21 protein-coding genes are annotated in these 20,362 nt (G+C 69.9%); 11 read left to right on the top strand and 10 right to left on the bottom strand.

The window, feature by feature from the left end; all coding sequences use genetic code 11:
- The first annotated feature begins 12 nt into the window (after window positions 1-12).
- Genes ACSYGN_RS36620 through ACSYGN_RS36610 form a run of 3 tightly spaced genes read left to right on the top strand, consistent with a single transcriptional unit; the run spans window position 13 to window position 3,586 of the window.
- The gene (locus tag ACSYGN_RS36620; protein WP_460404327.1) at window positions 13-1,581 is read left to right on the top strand and encodes a class I adenylate-forming enzyme family protein; all 1,569 of its coding nucleotides are present in this window, start codon (window positions 13-15) and stop codon (window positions 1,579-1,581) included.
- Window positions 1,578-2,756: an FAD-dependent monooxygenase gene (locus ACSYGN_RS36615; RefSeq protein WP_460404325.1), complete on the top strand. Its 1,179-nt coding sequence runs from the start codon at window positions 1,578-1,580 to the stop codon at window positions 2,754-2,756. Before ACSYGN_RS36620 ends, ACSYGN_RS36615 begins: the two co-directional genes overlap by 4 nt.
- Before the next feature lie 32 nt (window positions 2,757-2,788).
- A complete protein-coding gene (locus tag ACSYGN_RS36610; protein ID WP_460404323.1) occupies window positions 2,789-3,586 on the top strand; it encodes an aminotransferase class IV in 798 nt (265 codons plus the stop codon).
- A 101-nt stretch (window positions 3,587-3,687) separates the two neighbouring features.
- On the opposite strand, the gene ACSYGN_RS36605 is transcribed toward ACSYGN_RS36610, so the two are convergent.
- Both ACSYGN_RS36605 and ACSYGN_RS36600 read right to left on the bottom strand, forming a co-directional pair.
- Window positions 3,688-4,173 carry a carboxymuconolactone decarboxylase family protein gene (locus ACSYGN_RS36605; protein WP_460404321.1) on the bottom strand — a complete coding sequence of 162 codons (486 nt, stop codon included), beginning with the start codon at window positions 4,171-4,173 and terminating at the stop codon, window positions 3,688-3,690.
- 97 nt (window positions 4,174-4,270) lie between these two features.
- The gene (locus tag ACSYGN_RS36600; RefSeq protein WP_460404319.1) at window positions 4,271-4,720 is read right to left on the bottom strand and encodes a 2-thiouracil desulfurase family protein; all 450 of its coding nucleotides are present in this window, start codon (window positions 4,718-4,720) and stop codon (window positions 4,271-4,273) included.
- Between the two features lie 185 nt (window positions 4,721-4,905).
- Here ACSYGN_RS36600 and ACSYGN_RS36595 point away from each other — a divergent pair, with 185 nt between their 5' ends.
- Window positions 4,906-5,730 carry a patatin-like phospholipase family protein gene (locus ACSYGN_RS36595; RefSeq protein ID WP_460404317.1) on the top strand — a complete coding sequence of 275 codons (825 nt, stop codon included), beginning with the start codon at window positions 4,906-4,908 and terminating at the stop codon, window positions 5,728-5,730.
- A gap of 79 nt (window positions 5,731-5,809) precedes the next feature.
- Window positions 5,810-6,433 (top strand): lysophospholipid acyltransferase family protein, encoded by a 624-nt coding sequence (locus ACSYGN_RS36590; RefSeq protein WP_460404315.1) that lies wholly within the window; start codon window positions 5,810-5,812, stop codon window positions 6,431-6,433.
- Between the two features lie 79 nt (window positions 6,434-6,512).
- Here the strand turns inward: ACSYGN_RS36590 and ACSYGN_RS36585 are convergent, their stop codons facing one another.
- Together ACSYGN_RS36585 and ACSYGN_RS36580 are read right to left on the bottom strand one after the other, a co-directional pair.
- A complete protein-coding gene (locus ACSYGN_RS36585; RefSeq protein WP_460404313.1) occupies window positions 6,513-7,040 on the bottom strand; it encodes a hypothetical protein in 528 nt (175 codons plus the stop codon).
- A 254-nt stretch (window positions 7,041-7,294) separates the two neighbouring features.
- On the bottom strand, window positions 7,295-9,163 hold the full coding sequence (locus ACSYGN_RS36580; RefSeq protein WP_460404311.1) for a discoidin domain-containing protein: 1,869 nt from the start codon (window positions 9,161-9,163) through the stop codon (window positions 7,295-7,297).
- A gap of 512 nt (window positions 9,164-9,675) precedes the next feature.
- Here ACSYGN_RS36580 and ACSYGN_RS36575 point away from each other — a divergent pair.
- The 4 genes from ACSYGN_RS36575 to ACSYGN_RS36560 all read left to right on the top strand — a co-directional run bounded on the left by ACSYGN_RS36575 (window position 9,676) and on the right by ACSYGN_RS36560 (window position 14,098).
- Window positions 9,676-10,488 (top strand): hypothetical protein, encoded by an 813-nt coding sequence (locus ACSYGN_RS36575; protein ID WP_460404309.1) that lies wholly within the window; start codon window positions 9,676-9,678, stop codon window positions 10,486-10,488.
- A gap of 196 nt (window positions 10,489-10,684) precedes the next feature.
- Window positions 10,685-11,875 (top strand): aminotransferase class I/II-fold pyridoxal phosphate-dependent enzyme, encoded by a 1,191-nt coding sequence (locus ACSYGN_RS36570; RefSeq protein ID WP_460404307.1) that lies wholly within the window; start codon window positions 10,685-10,687, stop codon window positions 11,873-11,875.
- Between the two features lie 128 nt (window positions 11,876-12,003).
- Window positions 12,004-12,933: an NAD-dependent epimerase/dehydratase family protein gene (locus ACSYGN_RS36565; protein WP_460404305.1), complete on the top strand. Its 930-nt coding sequence runs from the start codon at window positions 12,004-12,006 to the stop codon at window positions 12,931-12,933.
- A 175-nt stretch (window positions 12,934-13,108) separates the two neighbouring features.
- Window positions 13,109-14,098 (top strand): L,D-transpeptidase, encoded by a 990-nt coding sequence (locus tag ACSYGN_RS36560; protein WP_460404303.1) that lies wholly within the window; start codon window positions 13,109-13,111, stop codon window positions 14,096-14,098.
- Window positions 14,099-14,123: 25 nt separating this feature from the next.
- Here ACSYGN_RS36560 and ACSYGN_RS36555 read toward each other — a convergent pair whose 3' ends face one another.
- Both ACSYGN_RS36555 and ACSYGN_RS36550 read right to left on the bottom strand, forming a co-directional pair.
- Window positions 14,124-14,816 carry a YoaK family protein gene (locus tag ACSYGN_RS36555; RefSeq protein WP_460404301.1) on the bottom strand — a complete coding sequence of 231 codons (693 nt, stop codon included), beginning with the start codon at window positions 14,814-14,816 and terminating at the stop codon, window positions 14,124-14,126.
- 40 nt (window positions 14,817-14,856) lie between these two features.
- Window positions 14,857-15,249, bottom strand: a complete 393-nt coding sequence (locus ACSYGN_RS36550) for a VOC family protein (RefSeq protein ID WP_460404299.1) — start codon at window positions 15,247-15,249, stop codon at window positions 14,857-14,859.
- Between the two features lie 263 nt (window positions 15,250-15,512).
- On the opposite strand from ACSYGN_RS36550, the gene ACSYGN_RS36545 reads away from it, so the two are divergent.
- Complete coding sequence (locus tag ACSYGN_RS36545) at window positions 15,513-16,367, top strand: helix-turn-helix domain-containing protein (RefSeq protein ID WP_460404297.1); 855 nt, start codon at window positions 15,513-15,515, stop codon at window positions 16,365-16,367.
- Here the strand turns inward: ACSYGN_RS36545 and ACSYGN_RS36540 are convergent.
- Window positions 16,261-17,130, bottom strand: coding sequence for a helix-turn-helix domain-containing protein (locus tag ACSYGN_RS36540; RefSeq protein ID WP_460404295.1), 870 nt, complete (start codon window positions 17,128-17,130; stop codon window positions 16,261-16,263). The two genes, ACSYGN_RS36545 and ACSYGN_RS36540, sit on opposite strands and share 107 nt — an antisense overlap.
- A 252-nt stretch (window positions 17,131-17,382) precedes the next feature.
- Here ACSYGN_RS36540 and ACSYGN_RS36535 point away from each other — a divergent pair, with 252 nt between their 5' ends.
- The gene (locus ACSYGN_RS36535) at window positions 17,383-17,724 is read left to right on the top strand and encodes a hypothetical protein (protein ID WP_460404293.1); all 342 of its coding nucleotides are present in this window, start codon (window positions 17,383-17,385) and stop codon (window positions 17,722-17,724) included.
- Window positions 17,725-17,952: 228 nt separating this feature from the next.
- Here the strand turns inward: ACSYGN_RS36535 and hypE are convergent, their stop codons facing one another.
- Genes hypE through ACSYGN_RS36520 form a run of 3 tightly spaced genes read right to left on the bottom strand, consistent with a single transcriptional unit; the run spans window position 17,953 to window position 20,356 of the window.
- Complete coding sequence (gene hypE / locus ACSYGN_RS36530; protein ID WP_460405740.1) at window positions 17,953-18,996, bottom strand: hydrogenase expression/formation protein HypE; 1,044 nt, start codon at window positions 18,994-18,996, stop codon at window positions 17,953-17,955.
- Between the two features lie 14 nt (window positions 18,997-19,010).
- Window positions 19,011-20,105 (bottom strand): hydrogenase formation protein HypD, encoded by a 1,095-nt coding sequence (hypD, locus tag ACSYGN_RS36525; protein ID WP_460404291.1) that lies wholly within the window; start codon window positions 20,103-20,105, stop codon window positions 19,011-19,013.
- The gene (locus tag ACSYGN_RS36520) at window positions 20,102-20,356 is read right to left on the bottom strand and encodes a HypC/HybG/HupF family hydrogenase formation chaperone (RefSeq protein WP_460404289.1); all 255 of its coding nucleotides are present in this window, start codon (window positions 20,354-20,356) and stop codon (window positions 20,102-20,104) included. The genes hypD and ACSYGN_RS36520 overlap by 4 nt, the downstream gene beginning before the upstream one ends.
- Window positions 20,357-20,362 lie beyond the last annotated feature (6 nt).

The following is a 20,362-nucleotide window of genomic DNA, read 5'->3' as shown; positions in this document are numbered from 1 at the left end:
AGGACCGGGCTCATGCCACAGCAGCAGCCCCTGCTCGCCGACCGCGCCTTCTATCTGGGCCCGGTGTTCCGGCAGGCGGCGGACCGCCACGGCGCCGTCTTCGTCACCCTCGACCGCCCCCTCGACGTCAGCCCCGGCCTCGGTGTCGACCTCACCTACACGGCCCTCGCCGACCTCGTCGAGGAACTGTCGGCACGCCTGTGGGAGGCGGGCGTACGACCCTCCGAGGAAGTCGTCGTCCACAAGACGGACAACGTCGACATCGTGCTGCTGACCTGCGCCGTCTCCCGGATCGGCGCCGTCCCCGTGCTGCTCTCGCCCACCCTCGCGGGCCCGGTCGTCGCGCAACTCCTGGCCCGCCTCCACCAACCCTGGCTGATCACCGACCGGGCCACACTCGAAGGCACGCTGAGCGAGGCCGCGCTGCCCGACCTGGTCCGCCGGACCCTCTCCGTCGACGACGCCCCCGGCGCCGTACCGCTGGAGAAGTACGCCGGCTCGCAGCCCCCGGCCGCCGTGCGCCTCCACCCCCGCGAACCCTCCCTGATCACCCACAGCTCCGGCACCACAGGCGTCCCCAAGCTCGCCGTGCACTGCGCGAACACCATGTGGAACCGGCTGGTCCCGCAGAAGGCCATGGGCCTGCCCACCCGCGGTGAGACTGCCGCGCTGCACATGTCCTTCGTGCACTCCCGCTTCTACCACCTGCTCGGCGTCCTGCTGCACTACGGCAGCCCCCTGGTCCTCATCACCGACCCGGACCCGGCGAAGGTCGGCCCCCTGCTGACCCGGCACCGCCCCGGAATCGTCGAGACCCACCCCAACACCTTCGTCCTGTGGGAGGAGTTGGCGGACGCCCCCGGGGCCCCGCTGTCCCGGGTGCGCTCCTACGGCGCCACCTTCGACGCCATCCACCCGCGCACCGTGCGGCGCCTGCTCGACGCCTCGAAGCGCCGAGCCCCGTGGCTCATCCAGCTCTACGGGCAGAGCGAGACCGGCCCGGTCGCCTTCCAGTGGTTCACCCGGCGCAGCGCGGCCCGCGCCGACGGCCGCCGGGTCGGTATCGGCATACCCGGCTTCACCCGGGTCCGGGTGGCCGACGAGACCGGACGGCGCGTCCGACCGGGCACCCCCGGCCGCATCGAGGCCCGCACCCGGGGCCGTATCCTCACCTACCTCGGCGGCCACCAGCAATACCTGCGCCAACTCGGCGACGGATGGTGGCAGATGGGCGACATGGGTTACCAGAGCCGCCTGGGAGCCCTGTATCTGATCGACCGTGAGATCGACCGGATCGACACCGTGCACAGCAACCTCGAAGTCGAGGACGCCCTCATGTCCCGCCTGGAGGAACTGCGCGAGGTCGTCATCGTGCCCGGCGCCGAGCGCGAACCGGTGCCCGTGGTGTGCGTGCGCGGCGAACAGCCCCTCGACCTCGACCGCTGGCGCCGCGCGGTCGCCGACCTGCCCACGATGGCCGAACCACAGCAGTGGCGGTTCGAGGAACTGCCCATGACCGCCACCTGGAAGGTGAAACGCGTCGAGATCACCCGCCTGCTGACCGAAGGTGCCCACGCGTGAAGCCGGCCGTCGTCGTGGGCGCGGGCCCGGTCGGCCTCGCCGCCGCCCTCGCCCTGCGCGGCCACGGCCTGCCCGCCGTCGTTCTGGAGGCAGACCCGGAGGGACGGCAACGGCCAGGCAGCCGCGCCCTGTTCGTCCACCGCGAGACCCTGCACCTCCTCGACGGGATGCGGGCGGGCCTGGCCGCCGAGATCACCGGCTACGGCCGCAGCTGGCAGACCCGGCGCACCCTCTACCGCGGCCGTGAGGTCTATGCCCGCACCTTCCCGCCCCCCTCCGGACTCCCGCCCTTCACCAGCCTCCGCCAGGTGGACACCGAGCGCTTCCTGCTCGCCGCCTGCCGGGCCGCCGGCGTCGAGTTCGTGTGGGACGCGAACGTCGCGGAGGTCCGCACCGCGCCGACCGGCGTCACCCTGACCACCGAGGACGGCCGCACCTGGAACGCCGAACGCGTCATCGCCGCCGACGGCGCCCGCTCGACCGTACGGCAGGCACTGGGCATCCCCCTTGAGGGCAGTCACGCGGCCGGCTTCCACGTCGTCGCCGACATCGCCGACATCCCCGGCAGCGAACTCCCGCTGGAGCGTGTCTTCCACTACGAGCACCCCGGCGTCGGCGGCCGCAGCGTGATGCGCGTGCCGTTCACCGGCGGCTTCCAGCTCGACCTCCAGTGCCGCGACGACGACGGCCAGGAGGAGTACGGCACCGAGCGCGCTGTCCGACGCTGGCTGCCTGCGGTCGTGGGGGAGGGGTACGAGGACCGCATCCTGTGGGTGTCCACGTACCGCTTCCTGCGCAAGGTCGCGGCCGACTTCGCCGATCCGCACCACCGGGTGCTGCTCGTCGGCGAGGCGGCCCACCTCTTCCCGCCGTTCGGGGCGCGCGGCATGAACAGCGGGATCGCGGACGCCGCGGCGGCCGCGGCGGCCGTCGTCACCGGTACGACGACGGCCGTCGCCGAGTTCGCCGCCGCCCGGCGGGCGGCGGCCCTGTTCAACAGCGCCGCCGCCGGAGCGGCCCTGGACCACCTGCGGCCGCAGCGCCGGACCGTGCGGGCCCGGCAGCGCGCCGCCGCAGCCCTCGCACCGGTCCTGCCCTGGTGCGGCTCCTGGCTGGAGCACGCCCCTTACGGACCGCGCGGCGGTGCGCCGGTGAACGCCGGACGTACCTACTGATGACCGTGCCCCTGACCGAGGAGGGAGCCTCGATGACCCGATCCGCCGTAGTGGAAGGCCTGTTGGCCTGGAAACCGGCCGAGGGGCTGATTCCCGCCCAGGTGGAGAGCGGGCGGCTGCTGGCCGCCGACTCCTGGCTGCTGCGCGACGGACGCATGCGCGGCCTCGAACGCCACCGCGAGCGCTTCCTGCGCGCCTGCGGCGAGTGCGACGGGCCGCCCCTGGGGCAGCTCGTCGAGTTCTGGCGGGACGTCACGGACATGCTCCCGCGGTCGGGGGAGTGGTTCCCGCGGGTCGAACTCGAGGCTGGATCACGCGAGTTGCGGCTGTGGCTGCGACCGGCACCACCGCTCGCCCCCGAGGTACGGGTGTGGGCCGAGGGCCAGACCGATCCGCGCACCCTTCCCCAGCGCAAGGGCCCGGATCTGGCCATGCTGGCCCGCATCCGTAACCGGGCCTCCGCCCACGACGCCGAGGAGGCCGTGCTGGTCGCCCCCTCCGGGCTGGTGCTGGAGGGGGCCGCCTCCAGCCTGGTGTGGTGGGAGGACGACACCCTCTGCCTGCCCTCGCCGCGGCTCCCGGTGCTCGCCGGGGTCACCATCGGCCTCATCCAGGAACACGCCCGGCAGTCCGGCATCCGCATCGCCCACCGCGAACGGACCCTGGACGACCTGGACGGCCGGGAGGCCTGGCTGGTGAACGCCCTGCACGGCATCCGGCCGGTGACCGCCTGGACGGGACGGGACCTCACCCCGGGCCCCGCCGTCCGCGCCCCGGAATGGCGGGACCGGCTCGACGACATCGCGGAGCCGTTGCCGGAGCAACGCTGACGGAATGACGAAAGAGAATCGCGCCGGATCAGAATATGACGACCCGGCGCGATTCGTTGTGTGTGATGTGTGGTGCGTGGAATGGGATGCGAACCGGAAATCTACTTCTTGGCGGACTGATAGGCCCCTGGAACCATACGCGTCGCGATGGCGATGCGGTTGTAGGCGTTGATGACCGTGGCCGCCCAGACGAGGGCGGCGAGCTGCGCTTCGTCGAAGACCTCGGCGGCTCGCGCGTACACCTCGTCCGGCACGTGTCCGTCGTTCACCAAGGTCACGGCCTCGGTCAACTCCAGTGCGGCACGCTCGCGTTCGCTGTAGAAGGGGGTCTCCCGCCAGGCGTTGAGCGTGTAGATCCGCTGTTCGCTCTCGCCCCGAGCGCGGGCGTCCTTGGTGTGCATGTCGAGACAGAACGCCCATCCGTTGATCTGTGAGGCACGAATCCGGACGAGTTCGAGGATCTCCGGCTCGACCTTCGCCTCCTGTGCCGCGGAAACGGCGGCAGCGTGCAGGGCGCCCATGGCGCCGGACACATCGGGCGTGATTTTCTTCAGGGCAACGCGCGGCAGGGATTCGCTATTGGTCATACCGGAACTCTAGCTTTCCGGAACGGAGTTCGATTGCGAAAACCAGGAATTCCCCTGAAACGGCAGCAGGTTGCGGATCTGGCCAGGACAGGCGACTTCACACTCCGGGTGCGGGCCGTACGGCGATCCCGTTCCGCTCAAGCAGCGCCGCCGTCACCCCGTCTCCCGTCACCAGCTCACCGGCGAACGATCCGTCGTACACCACACCCCGTCCGCACGACGGGCTGCGCGGCATCAGCAGTGCCTCCGCGCAGCCGGCGTGCCGCGCCGCCGCGAGGGCGCGCCGTGCCCCGTCCACGAACTCCGCTGTCACGTCACGCCCCGTGTCCTCGACGACCCGCGCTGTCCCGTCGAGCACGTCGTGCCCGTCGCCACCCACCAGCTCCGCGGGCCGCCGCGGTGTCGTGAGCCCGCCCGCGACCTCTGGGCAGAAGGAGACAACTTCGCGTCCGGTCACTGCCTCCTCGACTGCCGACGATGCCTTGTGGCGCCCGTCGAACCGGCATGGCACCCCACGCAGACACGCGCTGACCAGGATCGCTTCCATGTCGTCAGGCTAGTACGCGTCCGCCCCATCTGAGGCCGGCCTCCCGGCGGAGGTGATCACGTGGACCCGAGACGAAGCCCTCCCCAATCGATAGTCTACTATCGAGGTGATAGTGGACTATCAGTTGTTCCGTCGGATCGACGAGCGGAGCAGCGCTCGCACGACGACGAGAGGGAGGGCGATCTGTGGACGCGCCCCGCACGGAGCCGACTGAAGCCGGGAAGAGCCCGGGACCAGGGACTTCCGAGGTCTGGGGCCTCGTACTCTCCAGCGGGGCGGCGCGAGGGGCCGCTCATGCCGGGGCCCTGCTGGCGTTGGCCGAGTACGGGGTCGATACCGAGATCGTCGTAGGGACGAGTGTGGGGGCGCTCGTCGGCGGTGCATGGGCGGCAGGGCTGTCGGCCACGAAGATCGCCGAACGCATCGAAGCCGCGACCTGGTCGGACTTCGGGAGCCTCCGATTGAGCCGGCGGATCGCGCTCATCGAGACGACCGCGCTCAGGGCGAACTTGCACTGGATCTTCCAGCACCGGCATGTCGATGACCTTCCACGCCGCTTCGCGACCGTGGCGACCGACGTGCGCACCCGCCGGGCGGTCCTGCTGGACCGGGGCTCCGCGGTCACGGCGGTCGAGGCGTCGGTCGCAGTCCCCGGCGTGTTTCCTCCGGTGCGCGTCGGCGACATGGTGCTTGTCGACGGTGCACTCAACTCGCAGCTGCCCGTCTGGGCCGCCCACCGACTCGGTGCCACGCGGACGATCGGCATACGGCTGCGCGCACCCTCCTCGCGCAGCGGCCGTTCGGCCCTTCAACGCGCGGTTCTTCCCCCGGCGGACATCATTGAGCCCGATATCGAGATCGTCATCGACACCGACGGACACTCCTCGTGGACCTCACGGGACGTGCCCCGGCTCATGGCCCTCGGATACGACGCGGCTACTCGCCAACTCCATGAGTGCGCCCGGGACATGGACCTCACGTCGATGCGGGTTGCCGGTGTCCGGCGCTGAGACGAAGCTCCCGGAGGGGCGGTCTCCCCACGGAGGATCGCCGCGCGACGTCGACACGCTTGAGTCTCTTGCTGCCCGGGTGCTGCGGCGCGGTGCCGGTGCCCTGATCGCGCTCGGTGTCCGAGGAGTCGCCCGGCTGGAGATCTCCGGGCTCGAGGAGTGCGGTGATCTGGGGAAGGGGCCTCTGATCGTCATCAATCACCGCAGCTTCCTCGACCCGCTGGTGGTCGTGACCCTGTGTCGCAGGTATGGCGTGTGGCCGTACACCCTTGCCCGGGAGGACTTCTTCGACAGGCCCTTGAGCCGTACGGTCCTTCGTGTACTCCGGGCGATCCCCGCCCTCCGAGGGCGCTCGGCCCTGGGCGGACTACGGCGAGCCGAGCGCCTGCTCGCAGCGGGACAGGTCGTGGTGATCGCTGCGGAAGGGCGGATCGTCCCTGATCACGAGCGTCCCGACGGCGTCGGCGAGCTACGTGGTGGGGCCGCCTGGCTCGCGTACCGCACCTCCGAGATGGTGGTGCTCACCCTGACCGGAACGGATGACGCGTGGCCGGTCAGGCGCACACTGCCGCGGTGGAGGGCGCTGGACCGGCCGATCGTCACCGTTCGTGCACGCCGGGTCTCCCTCGATCCCGGCGCACGCGGCCACTCGATCACCGCCACCATCCGCGCGACGATGTCCGAACTCATCGACGGGGCCTGACCCGTGGCGGCCGGGAGGCACAGGCGCGGCTCCCGCCATGCTGCCCTGAGGGCGACGGGAGCCGTACGGCGGAGATACGTCAGCTCAGGCCGACGGCCTCCAGGGCGGTGGTCCAGTCGGCGGCGATGGCCTTCTGCGCCGGAGCAAGCTTGATCGTTCCTGCGCAGACCGCCTTGTACAGCTTGTACTCGACGGTGTCCTTGTCGGTGGCGCTGGACCCGCCCGCGTCGTAGCGGGGCTCGGGCCACAGGTTCTGCTCGCTCTTCGGGCTGCCGCCCAGGGACAGCGGTATGAGGTGGTCTTCTTCGTAGTCCGCGGTGGAGGTGTCGCTGTAGCCGTACTCGGCGATCTGTTTCACCTTCAGCGCGTTGGTGTAGCTGGTGGACGGACGGATCGAGGAGCTGTAGCCCGAGACGCAGATCGTGGAGTTGATCGTGGACTGGGTGACGGCCGAGTTGAGCGCACCGGGCTGGCAGGCGGGATCCTGCAGCGGCAGATACGCCTGCGAGCAGCTGGCGGCGTGCGCGGTCCCGGTGGTGATGACCAGACCGCCGGTGGCGAGGGTCAACGAGCAGATGGCAACGGCGATGTGGCGCATGTGGGGCATGGCATGGCTCCTGCATGGAAGACTCACTTCGGCATGCGCTCGAAGTGTCGCTGACATGACAACAGAGCGGGGTCTATGCGGGTAGATCAATACGATGAACAGCTCGTTACCGACAGATGGCCCGGGTCGGCCCCGGCGTGATCGGGCAGCGCGTGCTCGTGCTTCAGACCGTCGCAGCGACGGATACGAGGTGGCCGACGTCCAGCCTCACTCCGGGTGGAAACGTCGGCCCCCTGTCAGCCCTGTCAGCCCTGTCAGCCCTTCTGTTCGACCCTCACCCAGTCCACCTCGGCCTGCACTCCGCCGGCCGCGATCCTGTCCACGCTGGACTGCGGCAGACCCCAGTACGGGGTCGTCACCTTGTTCCAGCCGGCCGGGTACGCGCCGCCGAGGGCGAGGTTGAGGATGACGTACTGGTTGTGGTCGTAGACCCACTGACCGCGCGTCGACTCCAGCTTGTTGCGGGTCGTCTCCTGGACCGGCCGGTCGTCGACATAGAACCGCATCGCCGTCGGGGTCCACTCGACCGAGTACGTGTGCCACTCGTCGACCCGGCCACCGCCCGGGAAGACCTGGCGGGCGCCGATGTTGCCGTCGGCGGAGTAGCCGGGACCATGCAGGGCGCTGCTCGTCCAGTCCGGGTAGCCGATGGCCTCCATGATGTCGGTCTCGCCCGAGGCGGGCCAGGACACCGACGGGTTGTCGACGTTGCTGCCGAGCAGCCAGAAGGCCGGCCAGAAGCCGTCGCCGGCCGGGAGCTTCATACGGGCGCTGACCTTGCCGTACGTGAAGTCGAACTTGGTGTTGGTGTCGATGCGGCCGGAGGTGAAGTCGTAGGTGCCGCCGCCCGCCTGGGTGCAGTCGTTGCAGTACTTGGCGCGCAGGATCAGGCTTCCGTTCTCGGTGCGGATGTTGTCCGCGGAGTCGACGTACGCCTGGGACTCGCCGTTGACCGGGCCCATCTCGGTTCCGGTGCGTACGACACGCCACTTGGAGCGGTCGAGGGACGAACCGGTGAAGTCGTCGAAGAACTTCGTCTGGTACGACCCCTGTTGCTCGCCCGGGAGCGCCGGGTAGGCGGCGTTCGCGCTGCCGCCGGTGCCCCAGACCTGGAACTCGTAGAGGGAATAGCCGAATTGGGCGGTGTAAGGGGCCGGGTTGTAGAAGCTGCGGCGCTCCTTGCCGAGCATGCGGACGTAGCGGCCGGTCACCGGGGAGGGAAGGACGATCGTGTCGTGCAGGCCGACCGCCTCGCCCGGGGACTTGACGTCGGCGCGGCGGGAGGCGACTTCGGCGGCCGAAGGCTGGTACACCGTCCGCCAGTCGACGTTGTTGTCGGAGACCTGGAGTTGGTAGTCGACGGCGTAGGCGGCCTCCCAGTACAGGTCCACCTTGGAGATGGTAGAGGTGGCGCCGAGGTCGACGGAGACCCAGCGGTCGGCGTTCCAGTCGCTGGACCAGCGGGTCGCGTCGTCCTTGAGGCTGGCTGGGATGCCGCCGTCGGTGACGAAGGCGGGCGAATTGCCCGCGTGCTGGTAGAAGTTGCTGTACGCCGGGTGGTTGAGGGCCAGGTTGGTCACCGACGGGGAGGCCGGGGCGGGCTCGCCGCCGTAGACCCTGAAGGAGAACAGCGAATAGCCCCAGGGCGTGGCGCGTTCGATGCCGCGCATACGGACGTAACGGCCGGTCGCCTCCTGGGGGTAGGTGTGCGCGGTGACGGTGCCTCCGGTGCCGTCGGTCTCGGTGTAGAACGGGGTCCAGCCGGTGCCGTTCTTGGAGACCTCCAGGACGTACTTCTTGCCGTAGGCGGCTTCCCAGTGGAGGACGACGCGGTCGACGCGGATGGTCGAGCCGAGGTCGATGCGGATCCAGGCGTCGTCGGCGAAATTGCTGGACCAGCGGCTGGCGGCGTTGCCGTCGAAGGCGTTGCCGGGGGTGGTCGCCCCGTTCTCGCTGCCGGAGGCGGTGACCGAACTCGCGTCGGCGGCGTAGGCCGTGCCCGCCCGGTCGGCGTCCCAGGTGACGGCGGCCGCGGCGGGCGGTGCGGTGAGGATCGTGCCCGAGGTGAGCAGGGCGGCCGTGGCGAGCGCGGCCAGGAGGGTACGGCGGGCGCGGGATGGCATGGGGGACTCTCCCTCGAGTCAGATTGGTGTGGACCTGACATTCACGGGCTGGTCGCAAGGGCGGCGGACGGCGGCGTCTCTGAGGTTGTGGGGGGTTCGGCTACTGAATGCCGTCATGGCTTAATTTAGGACGTGAGTTAAACGTCGGGAGGCATGCGCGTCAAGGGGAACGGCAGGACTTGCAACAGGAGCTGCTCCGCTCTCCACGTGACTTGATCCGATGGCCGGGCATCCGAGGAGTCCTGCCGAACCCTTGACGCTCCCGTTCGGACAGTTGAAGCAATCAGCATCGGGAGGGCGCCCTCGGCCCGGCTGAGTTCACTCTCTGAATCCAGGAGCTGTCCCATGTCCGGCCTGGTGTCGGCTTCTCGTCCTCACCAGCGGCGGTGACGCCGGTCTTGCCGCCTTACCCGTCGTCGGGGCCCTCCGCCGATCGGTGTTGACGTCATCAACGTGCGACGTCTAGTGTTGATGACGTCAGCACGCGACCCTCTCAGGCCGAGGAACACACCATGTCCGACCGCCGACACACGTCCCGGCGGGCGATCCCCGCCATGCTCACCGCCGTCATGGACGCCGGTTCCGTCCCCGTCCGCACCCTGCAGGAGTGCCTCGGCCCCCTGGCCGCCCGGCTCGCCGACGGTGAGGGCACCGCCGAGGCCACCCTGGAGCCGGCGCGGCTGATCGTCCGGCTCTCCCTCACGCCCGCCCCCGAACCCGACCGGGACGGTGCGGAGGCGGCGGCACTGTCCCGCGACGATCTCCTCGACGCGCTCGCCGCGCATCAGCAGATCGCGCGGGAGGTCACCCACGTGCTGGCCCTGGATCGCCCTCTGCCCCTGCTGACGCTCACGATCGAGGGCCCGTGGCAGCGCTACGAGGTGGAGCTGTCCGCCGGACGCGACCGCGACCTGGTCGGCATCGCCGAGATCGCCGAACTGCGCGGGGTCGCCCGGCAGAGTGCCCACCGCACCACCCAGCTGTCCGACTTCCCCGACCCCTACGCCGACCTCGCCGCAGGCCGGATCTGGCGGCGCCATGACGTCGAGCAGTACTTCGCCCGCCGGGACAGCAAGGCGCAGGAGAGCAAGACGGCGGGCCCGCCGCCGCCGTGGCTCATCTACCGGCTGCAGATCGCGGGCATGCTCGCCGACCGCCGCAAGCAGCTGCCGCCCGATCTGGCGAACGCGGTCGATCACCCGCACCTGCTGACCGGCGCCCTGCTTGCGCGGGCCGTCGCCGAACTCGGCGGCCCGGCCGCGATCTGCGACCGGCTCAGCGTCTCGGCGCGTACCGTCCAGCGCTGGATCGCCGGGACCGACTGATCGCCGGAGTGGCGTACGCCCGGGGTGCGGCGGCATCTGCTCGGCGACCGTCAGACCGGCCCCGCCGCTCCGTCCGGATCAGTGCCCGCCGGGCGTGGGCGGCGCCGGCCGGGCACGGGGAGCGAAGGGAGCAGCGCAGGCTCGCCCGCGCTGCTCGTCGGCACCCCCGGCCCGGGACCGCAGCCAGAGCGCCGATGTGACGGCCCTGCCCGAAGTCACCGCCACCCTGGAGCGCATCCGGATGCCCGAGCAACTCGGCGTCCGCAACCCCTACTTCCTGCCCCACGAGGGCACCATCCGGGACACCACCCGGGTCGAGGGCAGCGAGCTGATCTCGTTCTCCAGCTACAACTATCTGGGCCTGTCCGGCCACCCGTCGGTCGCCCGGGCCGTGCACGAGGCGGTCGAGCGGTACGGCACCTCGGTGTCCGCCGCCCGCATCCTGTCCGGCAACCGCCCGCTGCACCAGGAACTCGACGAGAGCCTGGCGGGTCTCGTCGGCGCCGAGGCCGCGGTGACTCTGGTCAGCGGCCATGCCACCAATGTCACCGTCATAGGGCACCTGGTGGGCCCCGAGGACCTGATCCTCCACGACGCGCTCGCCCACGACAGCATCCTCCAGGGCTGCCGTCTGTCGGGCGCGGCCCGCCAGCCGTTCCCGCACAACGACATGGCCGCCCAGGACCGGATCCTGAACCACGTACGGGACCGCTACCGCCGGGTCCTGATCGTCGTGGAAGGTGTGTACAGCATGGACGGCGACACCGCCGACCTGCCCGCCCTGATCGCCCTCAAGCAGAGGCATTCGGTGCTGCTGATGGTGGACGAGGCGCACAGCATCGGCGTGATGGGCAAGACCGGCGGCGGCATCGGTGAGCACTGCGGCACCGACCCCCAGGACGTGGACGTCTGGATGGGCACCCTGTCCAAGTCCCTGGCGAGCTGCGGCGGTTATGTGGCCGGACGCCGGGAGCTGATCGAGCACTTCCGGTACACCCTCCCGGGCTTCGTCTACAGCGCGGGCCTCACCCCACCGAACGCCGCCGCCGCTCTGGCAGCGCTGCGGCTGATCCGTGAGGAGCCCGAGCGGATCGCGCGGCTGCACGAGCGCTCGGAACTGTTCCTGCGCCTCGCCGCCGAGGCCGGGATCGACGTCGGCACCAGCGAGGGCACACCGATCGTGCCGTGCATCATCGGCGACTCGCTGAAGACGATCCGGCTCGCAGACCGGCTCTACACCCGCGGAATCAGCGTCAATCCGATCCTTCACCCGGCGGTGGAGGAGCGGCTGACACGGCTGCGCTTCTTCATCACCTCCGAGCACACCGAGGAACAGATCGCGTCCACCGTCACCGCCATGGCCGAGGAGTTGTCCCGGCTGGGCTGACCGGAACAAGAATGATCCGGAACAAGAGCCAACTGCTACAAGAGCCAACCGAGACAAGAACTGACCGACACAAGAACTGACCGACACAAGAACTGACCGACACAAGAACATCCGAGCAGGAGACAGACATGACGACGCACGTGGTCATCGGAGCAGGAGCGATCGGCGCAGCCACCGCTCTCCTCCTGGCCGAATCCGGCGACCAGGTGACGGTCGTCACGCGGCAGGGCACCGGCCCGGATCATCCCCGCATCGGGAAAGCGGCTGCCGACGCGACGGACCCGGACCGGCTGGCGCGAATCGCCGAGGGCGCTGCGACTCTGTTCAACTGCGCCGCTCCGCCCTACCACCGATGGGCCGAGGAATTCCCGCCGCTGGCCGCGTCCTTGCTCACCACCGCCGAGCGCACCGGCGCCGGGCTGGTACTGGTCGGCAATCTCTACGGATACGGCCCGGTCGACCGCCCCATGACCGAGGACCTGCCGCTGACCGCGACCACCGTCAAGGGCGGGGTGCGCAGCCGGATGTGGCAGGCGGCCCTGGCCGCGGCGCAGGCGGGTCGGGTCCGCGTCAGCGAGGTGCGCGCCAGCGACTTCATCGGGCCGGGAGCGCAGTCGTTCTTCACCGTGGCGGTTGCTCCCGGGGTGCTCGCCGGGCGGCGTGTCCTGGTGCCCGCCGACCTTGACGCGCCTCACTCCTGGACGTGCACCACCGACGTGGCCCGCACCCTTGTCGCCGTCAGCCGAGGCGAGGGAGCCTGGAACCGGCCCTGGCACGTGCCGTCCGCCCCGCCGCTGTCGGTGCGGGAGCTCGCCACCCGGCTGGCTCGACTCCACAACCGGCCGGTGCCGCGCCTGCGCCCCCTGCCGGGACCACTGTTGTCCCTGGCCGGAGTGTTCTCACCCCAGGCACGTGAACTGGTGGAACTCCAGTACCAGTTCCGCCGCCCCTTCGTACTCGACAGTTCCTCGGCCGAGGTGGCCTTCGGCCTCGCGCCCACCCCCGTGGACCAGGCACTGCTCGCCCTTCACCCCCTTCCCCGAGAAAAGAGGCCATGACCGAACGCATTCGGGTGGGCGTCATCGGCGCCGCGGCCGCTGTCTGTACCATCGAGGTTCGAGTGACGTGGATCACTAAAGATCTATGTATGGGATGCAACTGCGACCCTTGCTGTCACAGTCTGACAGGAGGTCGGGCCCCTGAGGGCCGGGGAGCGAGAGAGCGGGGCAGGTCGTGGGACGGCGCAGCGGGGGCATAGGGATCGCACTCGTCACGGTCGCGATGCTCGTGGGCACGAGTGCCTGCGGCGGGGGCGGCAGCGACAAGGCGGCTGGGGACGACGCGAAGGCGCCGTCGGGAAAGGCGAGTGCGAGTGCGTCACCCACGCCGACGAAGCCCGCGGGGCCGCCGATGCTGCTGGACACGATCACCCCTCAGACGGGAAACACGGTCGGCGTGGCCATGCCGATCTCGGTGATCTTCACGAACCCGGTGGCGGTGAAGGCGCGGGCCACGGTCGAGAGGCACCTGAAGGTGAGCGCCTCCCAGCCGGTGGCCGGCGCCTGGCACTGGATGGGCGACAGGCGCGCCGACTGGCGGCCGAAGACGTACTGGCCCTCCGGCACGAAGGTGAAGATCGACGCCGACCTGAAGGGCGTCACCAACGGCAACGGACGCTACGGCGTGCACGGCTACACCCACACCTTCACGATCGGCGACGACGTACGTGCGGACGTCTCGGTGACCGGCCACACCATGAAGGTGACCCGCAACGGCAAGGCGGTACGCACGCTGTCGATCAATGCGGGCAGCGCCCAGTATCCGACGTGGAACGGCACGATGGCCGTCATCGACAAGCAGGAGAAGGTCCACATGACCTCCTGCAGTGTCGGCATCAGCTGCGACAAGGGCAGCGCCAACTATTACGACCTGACGCTGCCCTGGGATGTCCACCTGACCCAGTCCGGCACCTATGTGCACTACTCGACCGGTGACCCCAATCCGGGCAGCGGCAGCGCCCGTGGCTCGCACGGCTGCGTCCATCTGTCCCTGTCGGACGCCAAGTGGTTCTACGGCCAGGTCAAGCAGGGCGACCCGGTCACCATCACCGGCTCGCCCCGTGCCAAGGCCTCGGCCGACAACGGCTACGCCGACTTCAACGTGGGCTGGGATCAGTGGCTCGCAGGCAGTGCGTCGGGGGAGCAGACGACCGCGCAACTGTGACAGGGGCAGCGGCGCCGACCGGCCGTCACCGATCGACAGAGCTGCGACGCCTCCGGATCAGGGGAGCACCGGCGACCGAGAGCGCGCACACCATCAGGACCACAGGAAGCACTCCGGCCCATCCTGGAGCCGCCCGTAGCAGCCCGGCGGAAGCCCCCGCTCCCACGATCAGGGCTCCCAGCTGGGCCGGTACCCAATGATCCGGGCGGCCCGCGCCCACACCCTTCACGATGTACATGGTGAGCGTCCCGGTCAGGTAGGTGGTCACCGCCGCTGCCCGACCGGCCGCCACCATGGCAGCCGACTGGATGCCCATCGCCGCCGCAGCACCGAACTGCAGGAGGTTCCGGGCCATTTCCCCCGGCGACCCGCCCACGGCAGCCCAGATCCCCGTGCCTGCGGCGAGGAGAACGGCTTCTCCCGCAAGGCAGAACATGACCGGCTGCGGCCAATGTGTGACCGCATTCTCGGACCGACGGGTGAGCCAGGCGGTGGCGGCCGTGCCCACACCGAAGCCGGCCAACGCCAGCACCGCTGCGGTCATGCCGGACGCCTGTCCCCGACCCACTGCCATCCCGAGCAGAGCCAGATTGCTCGTCATCACCCCGGCGAACACATGGTCCAGCGCGAGGAAGGAGATGGCTTCCACAGCCCCCGACGTCGCCACCAGAAGTACAACAGCGACGTGCAGGCGTGCCCCGGCTCCGGTGCCCTTCACTGCCCGGCCGTAGGTCGGCATGGGTACCCGGGCTGGTCGGTCAGTGTTCCTGGAGCACGGCGAGAACGTTGCCGGCGGGGTCGGTGAACCACGCGATCCCCGCGGGGCCGCCGTTGTCGGCGCGGACGATGCCCTTTTCGTCGTGGTCGAATCCCGAGTAGCGCTCAAGAGTCACGCCTCGCCGTTCCAGTTCGGCGACAGCGGCCCCGATGTCGTCCACCGGGAAGTTGAGAATCGTGAACGTCGCAGGGGTGTGCGTCTCCTTGGGGTAGACGAGGACCTGCGCGCCGCTGCCGAGCTTGAGGGTCAGCATCCGCATGTCCCCCTGCCCGGACTCCTCGACCTGGAGGCCGAGAGTCTCACCGTAGAACCGGCGGGCCTCGTCGAGGTCGTCGACCGAGAAGCCGCTGAAAGCCTGCGACTGTCCGAACATGCCGTGTGTCTCCTTCACGGGTGAGCGATACCGACGTCTCAGGGCACACCAGAGGCGCCATGGCCGGGCGCCGCGCCACGCGGACGGCGTCCGGATGGTCGTGCGCCCTTCACCCTCACGAATCGCCGACGCGGGTTACGGAAGGGAGCACGACATGCGCCGTCGGTGACCCGCGCGCCGGAGGAGCCCCTGCGGCACCACCCACCGACGCGACGCAAGCCGTCGGACCTGCTCTGCGTGCGGTCGCGGCGACGTGCCAAGCTGTGGGTGTGCGCCGCGATCCGAACCTGGACGAACTGGGGGCCTACCTCAAGTCTTGCCGTGCCCGGTTGAGCCTTGCCGCAGCGGGCTTGCCCGACAGCGGTGAGCCACGTCGTGTCCCCGGTCTGCGCCGTGAGGAAGTCGCCCGGATGGCCGCGATCAGCACCGATTACTACACGCGGCTGGAGCAGGGCCGCATCCCCGCCTCTGCGGCCGTCCTCGGCGCTCTCGCTCAAGTGCTTCGCCTGGACGACGACCAGCGGGACTACCTGCTGACCCTCGCCGGGAAGACCTCCGTGCCCACGGCCGGCCGCAGCGACCGGCAGGTCGCACAGCCGCGGCTGCAGCACCTACTGGACGACCTCACCCTGACGGCGGGGTTCGTCATCGGGCGTAACACCGATCTTCTCGCGTGGAATGCGATGGCCGCCGCCCTCGTGATGGACTTCGGGAGCATCCCGGAGCACGAGCGCAACTATGTGCGCCTGGTGTTCACCGACCCCGCCATCCGCGTGCTGTACAGGGACTGGGAGGACATGGCCCGACTGGCCCTGTCGCACCTGCGCATGGACAGCAGGCGCAATCCTCACGACCCCCGGCTGACGGCTCTCGTCGAAGAACTCTCCGCGCGGGATCCGCAGTTCCGGCTGTGGTGGACCTCGCACGATGTCGCCGTGCGGGCCGGCGGCACCAGGCTGCTCCGTCACCCCGTGGTCGGCGACCTGACTCTGGAACGGTCCACCTTCAGATTTACCCGACGGTGCCGAAGGCCGTCTGTTTCTGATCCGCGGCCCAGGACGCCAGGAGTCGCAGCCCGTCGCAGGAAGGAGAATCGGGCTCGGCCGTCCACACGATGATGCTCTGCTCAGGGTCCGTGGCACACATGAGCGTGTCCCAGTCGAGCGTCAATTCCCCCACTACCGGGTGCCGAAGGGTCTTTCTGCCCTTGCCCCGTATCGCGACGGCATGTTCCGTCCACCACTGCCGGAACTGTGCGTCCCGAACGGACAGTTCGTCGACCAGAGAGGCGAGGCGCGGGTCGCCGGGGTAACGCGCGCTCTCCATGCGCAACTGCGCGACGGCCAGGCGGGTGACGTCCTCCCAGTCCGCGTACAGCTTGCGCATCCAGGGCTCTGTGAAAAGCAGCCTGACAAACACGCGCTCCTGCTCGGCATAGCGCCCGAAATCGGTCCACAGCGCGGCAGCGAGCTGGTTCCAGGCCAGGATGTCCGTTCGCCGGCCGATGACGAAGGCGGGAGTGGCGGTGAGGTCGTCCAGCATGCGCTGCAGTTGAGTGTCCACACGCTGGCGGACGGCTGACGCGGACGGACGCGCCGTCTCCTTCGCCGCGAGGTCGAAGAGATAGGTGCGCTGGTCCTCATTCAGGCGGAGCACCTGCGCGATCTCCTTCAACACGGGAGCCGACGCCGGGAGGCGGCCCTGCTCGATCCGCGTGTAGTACTCGGTGCTGATCCCGGTGAGAAGGGCCACTTCCTCGCGGCGCAGACCGGGCACACGCCGCCGTTGCCCGGCGCGGAGTCCGACGTCGCAGGGACTGAGCTCGGCACGGCGGGCCTTGAGGAACTCACCCAGCTCGTTGAGATGCGGGTTGCGGCTCATGATCTCCAGCCTCGCACAGAAGCCCGGCGTTGTGAGGGGGAGAAATCCTTCCTACGTTGGCTCGGCTCACGCATGAGAACCTTTGTGCGCGGCGCGGTGGCGCGGACGCTCCCCAAGTGTGCGCCGGTCAATACCCGTTCACCCGTTTGCCGCAGCGTAGCGATGCCCTTTCGGCTGAATACTCACTATGACGACCGGGGGTCGGGACGGTCGATTGCCTTGCAGGCCGGCACACAAAGAGAAAGGGTCGCCATGTCCACGGAAACCGCATCTGAGGCCACCATCCAAACCGCCAGGGGAGAAAGCCTCGCGGCGATCACCGGTAACGTCGCCGACATCTCGCGCGGCTGGGTCGTCTGGAACGGCACTTTCAACGGCTGGGTCGACTTCCGGATCAACTGGAACATCATCAATCCCAACTCGACCGTCATCGTCACCGCATCCGAAATCGACGCGAACGGCGTGAGATTCATCGGGGCCGCGCCGTTCACGGTGACGAGCATCGCACCGGCCGCCGGCTTCGTCGTCGCCAAGATCAACATCGCATGGGACAGCCCCCTGCGCATTCGCACTGACCTCGCAGTGCTCAACTGACCTGCTGCACAAGCGCCTGCGGTCAGCGGGCACGCTCCGGCCATGCCGGTACCTGTGCCCGTCGTGCCTGTCGGCTCCGTGCCCCGCACGGGGTTGTGGCCCCGCAGGTCAGTGCTGAAGCAGAAAGCGGCCCGTCTTGTCTCCGGGTCTGCGGCAAACACCCTCGGGCGGGTGTCCGTTCGGGGGTGTTCGTGTTCCGGCTCGGACGTGGAGACCGTCGGCGGCCGGTCAGCAGATCCGGGGCAATTGTTCGCCGATGAGCATGTCGAGGATGCGGCGTGCCCCCAGCAGGGTGCGGACCGTGACCTGCCCCGGGGCGGATTCGAGGACGGTGCCGACCTGTACGGCCCCCGCGCCCTCCGGGAGCGCGCGCATCGCGGCGAGCAGCCGGTCGGCCCGGTCGCCGGCGACGAACGCGACGAGGCAGCCCTCGTTGGCGACATGCAGCGGGTCCAGACCCAGCATCTCGCAGGCGGCGGTCACCGCGGGCGGCACCGGAAGGGCGGCCTCGTCGAGTTCCACACCGACGGCGGACGCCTGCGCCAGTTCGTTGACGGCCGATGCCAGCCCGCCTCGGGTGGGGTCGCGCAGGGCGTGCAGGGCGGGGCCGACCGCCTGCACCATCGCGCGGACCAGCCGGTGCAGCGGCTGGGTGTCGGAGGCGATGTCGGCTTCGAAGCCGAGTCCCTCGCGGGTGCTGAGGACGGTGGTGCCGTGCAGTCCGATCGGGCCCGAGAGCAGGACCGCGTCGCCCGGACGCACACGGTCGGCGGACGGTGTGGCCCCAGCAAGCCGCCGGCCAAGACCTGTGGTGTTGATGAACAGCCCGTCGGCGGCCCCGCGGCCGACGACCTTGGTGTCGCCGGTCACCACCGGCACCCCGGCGGCCGTCGCCGCCCGCCCGATGGACTCGGTGACCCGGCGCAGCACATCGAGCGGGAAGCCCTCCTCGATGACGAAGGCCACCGACAGGGCGAACGGCTCCGCGCCCATCATGGCCACGTCGTTGACCGTGCCGTGCACCGCGAGCGACCCGATGTCGCCGCCCGGGAAGAACAGCGGGCTGACGACGAAGGAGTCGGTGCTCATCACCAGGTCCAGGTCTCCGAGCGGGAGCACCGCGGCGTCCTGGGCAGGCCCGGCGGGCGAGGCCTGGCCGAGGCCGGGCAGGATCAGGTCCCTCAGCAGGTCGGCGGAGAGCCGCCCGCCGCTGCCGTGGCCCAGCAGCACGCGTTCGGCCTCGGCCCGCGGCATGGGGCAGGTGGCTCGCAGGGGGTCGGCGGCGGTCATCGGTCGGTCCTCCGTCCGGCGTTGTGGAAGGCGGCGCAGGTGCCCTCGGTGGACACCATGGGGGCGCCGAGCGGGTTCCGCGGAGTGCACAGGGTGCCGTAGGCACGGCAGTCGGTAGGCACCTTGGTGCCCTGCAGGATCTCCCCGGCGATGCAGTCCGGGTGTTCCCGCGCGGTCAGGGCCGCCACGTCGAAGCGGGTCTCGGCGTCGTATGCGGCGAACTCCGGGGCGAGGCGCAGCCCGCTCTCGGGGATGGGTCCGATACCGCGCCAGGTCCGCTCGCTGACGGTGAAGACACGGCTGATCGTGTCCTGGGCGGGGGTGTTGCCGGAGCGGACCACGGCTCGGGCGTACTGGTTCTCGACCTCGTGGCGGCCGTCCTCCAGTTGACGGACCGTCATGAGGATGCCTTCGAGGAGGTCCAGCGGTTCGAAGCCGGTGACCACGATGGGCACCTTGTACCGGGCCGCGAGCGGCTCGTACTCGGTCCACCCCATGACCGCGCAGACGTGCCCGGCGGCCAGAAAGCCCTGGACGCGGGCGGCGGGGGAGTCGAGGATCGCGGTCATCGCCGGGGGGACGAGGACGTGGCTGACGAGGATGCTGAAGTTCTTCAGGCCAAGGGTGTGTGCCTGCAGGACGGCCATGGCGTTGGCGGGCGCGGTGGTCTCGAAGCCGACGGCGAAGAACACCACTTGGCGGTCCGGGTGCCGCTGGGCGAGGCGCACCGCGTCGACCGGTGAGTACACGACCCGCACGTCGGCGCCGCGTGCCTTGAGCGCCAGCAGGTCGGTGCGCGAGCCGGGCACACGGAGCATGTCGCCGAAGGACGTGAAGATCACATCGGGGCGGGCGGCGATGGCGAGGGCCTTGTCGATCAGCTCCAGGGGGGTGACGCAGACCGGGCAGCCGGGGCCGTGGATCATGCGCAGCCCGTCGGGCAGGAGCTCGTCGATGCCCTGGCGGACGATGGTGTGGGTCTGGCCGCCGCACAGCTCCATGATCGTCCAGGGGCGGGATGCGGTGGCGTGGATCTCCTTCAGCAGCCGCCGCGCGAGGACGGGATCGCGGTACTCGTCGAGGTATTTCACTGTCCCAGCTCCCCGGCCAGGGTCTGGCCGCCGTCCATGGCGCGCAGCACATCGAGGGTGCGCCGGGCCTCTTCCTCGTCCACCCGGCTGATGGCGAAGCCGACGTGCACGATGACGTAGTCGCCGACCTCGCACTCCGGGACGTAGGCCAGGCAGACGTCCTTGCGGACGCCGCCGAAGTCGACCGTGCCCATGCGCAGTCCCGCATGGTCGTCGGTGGTGATGATCCGTCCGGGGATGCCCAGACACATGGCCCC

It is taken from the genome of Streptomyces sp. YIM S03343 (assembly GCF_054729195.1).
The sequence above is the reverse complement of the archived record's forward strand: the minus strand, read 5'-3'. Positions and strand labels throughout refer to the sequence as shown.

Coding starts and splice junctions, on each gene's coding strand:
- ACSYGN_RS36620 (WP_460404327.1), top strand. CDS start 13: ATGCCACAGCAGCAGCCCCTGCTCGCCGACCGCGCCTTCTATCTGGGC.
- ACSYGN_RS36610 (WP_460404323.1), top strand. CDS start 2,789: ATGACCCGATCCGCCGTAGTGGAAGGCCTGTTGGCCTGGAAACCGGCC.
- ACSYGN_RS36605 (WP_460404321.1), bottom strand. CDS start 4,173: ATGACCAATAGCGAATCCCTGCCGCGCGTTGCCCTGAAGAAAATCACG.
- ACSYGN_RS36600 (WP_460404319.1), bottom strand. CDS start 4,720: ATGGAAGCGATCCTGGTCAGCGCGTGTCTGCGTGGGGTGCCATGCCGG.
- ACSYGN_RS36585 (WP_460404313.1), bottom strand. CDS start 7,040: ATGCCCCACATGCGCCACATCGCCGTTGCCATCTGCTCGTTGACCCTC.
- ACSYGN_RS36580 (WP_460404311.1), bottom strand. CDS start 9,163: ATGCCATCCCGCGCCCGCCGTACCCTCCTGGCCGCGCTCGCCACGGCC.
- ACSYGN_RS36575 (WP_460404309.1), top strand. CDS start 9,676: ATGTCCGACCGCCGACACACGTCCCGGCGGGCGATCCCCGCCATGCTC.
- ACSYGN_RS36565 (WP_460404305.1), top strand. CDS start 12,004: ATGACGACGCACGTGGTCATCGGAGCAGGAGCGATCGGCGCAGCCACC.
- ACSYGN_RS36550 (WP_460404299.1), bottom strand. CDS start 15,249: ATGTTCGGACAGTCGCAGGCTTTCAGCGGCTTCTCGGTCGACGACCTC.
- ACSYGN_RS36540 (WP_460404295.1), bottom strand. CDS start 17,130: ATGAGCCGCAACCCGCATCTCAACGAGCTGGGTGAGTTCCTCAAGGCC.
- ACSYGN_RS36535 (WP_460404293.1), top strand. CDS start 17,383: ATGTCCACGGAAACCGCATCTGAGGCCACCATCCAAACCGCCAGGGGA.
- ACSYGN_RS36520 (WP_460404289.1), bottom strand. CDS start 20,356: ATGTGTCTGGGCATCCCCGGACGGATCATCACCACCGACGACCATGCG.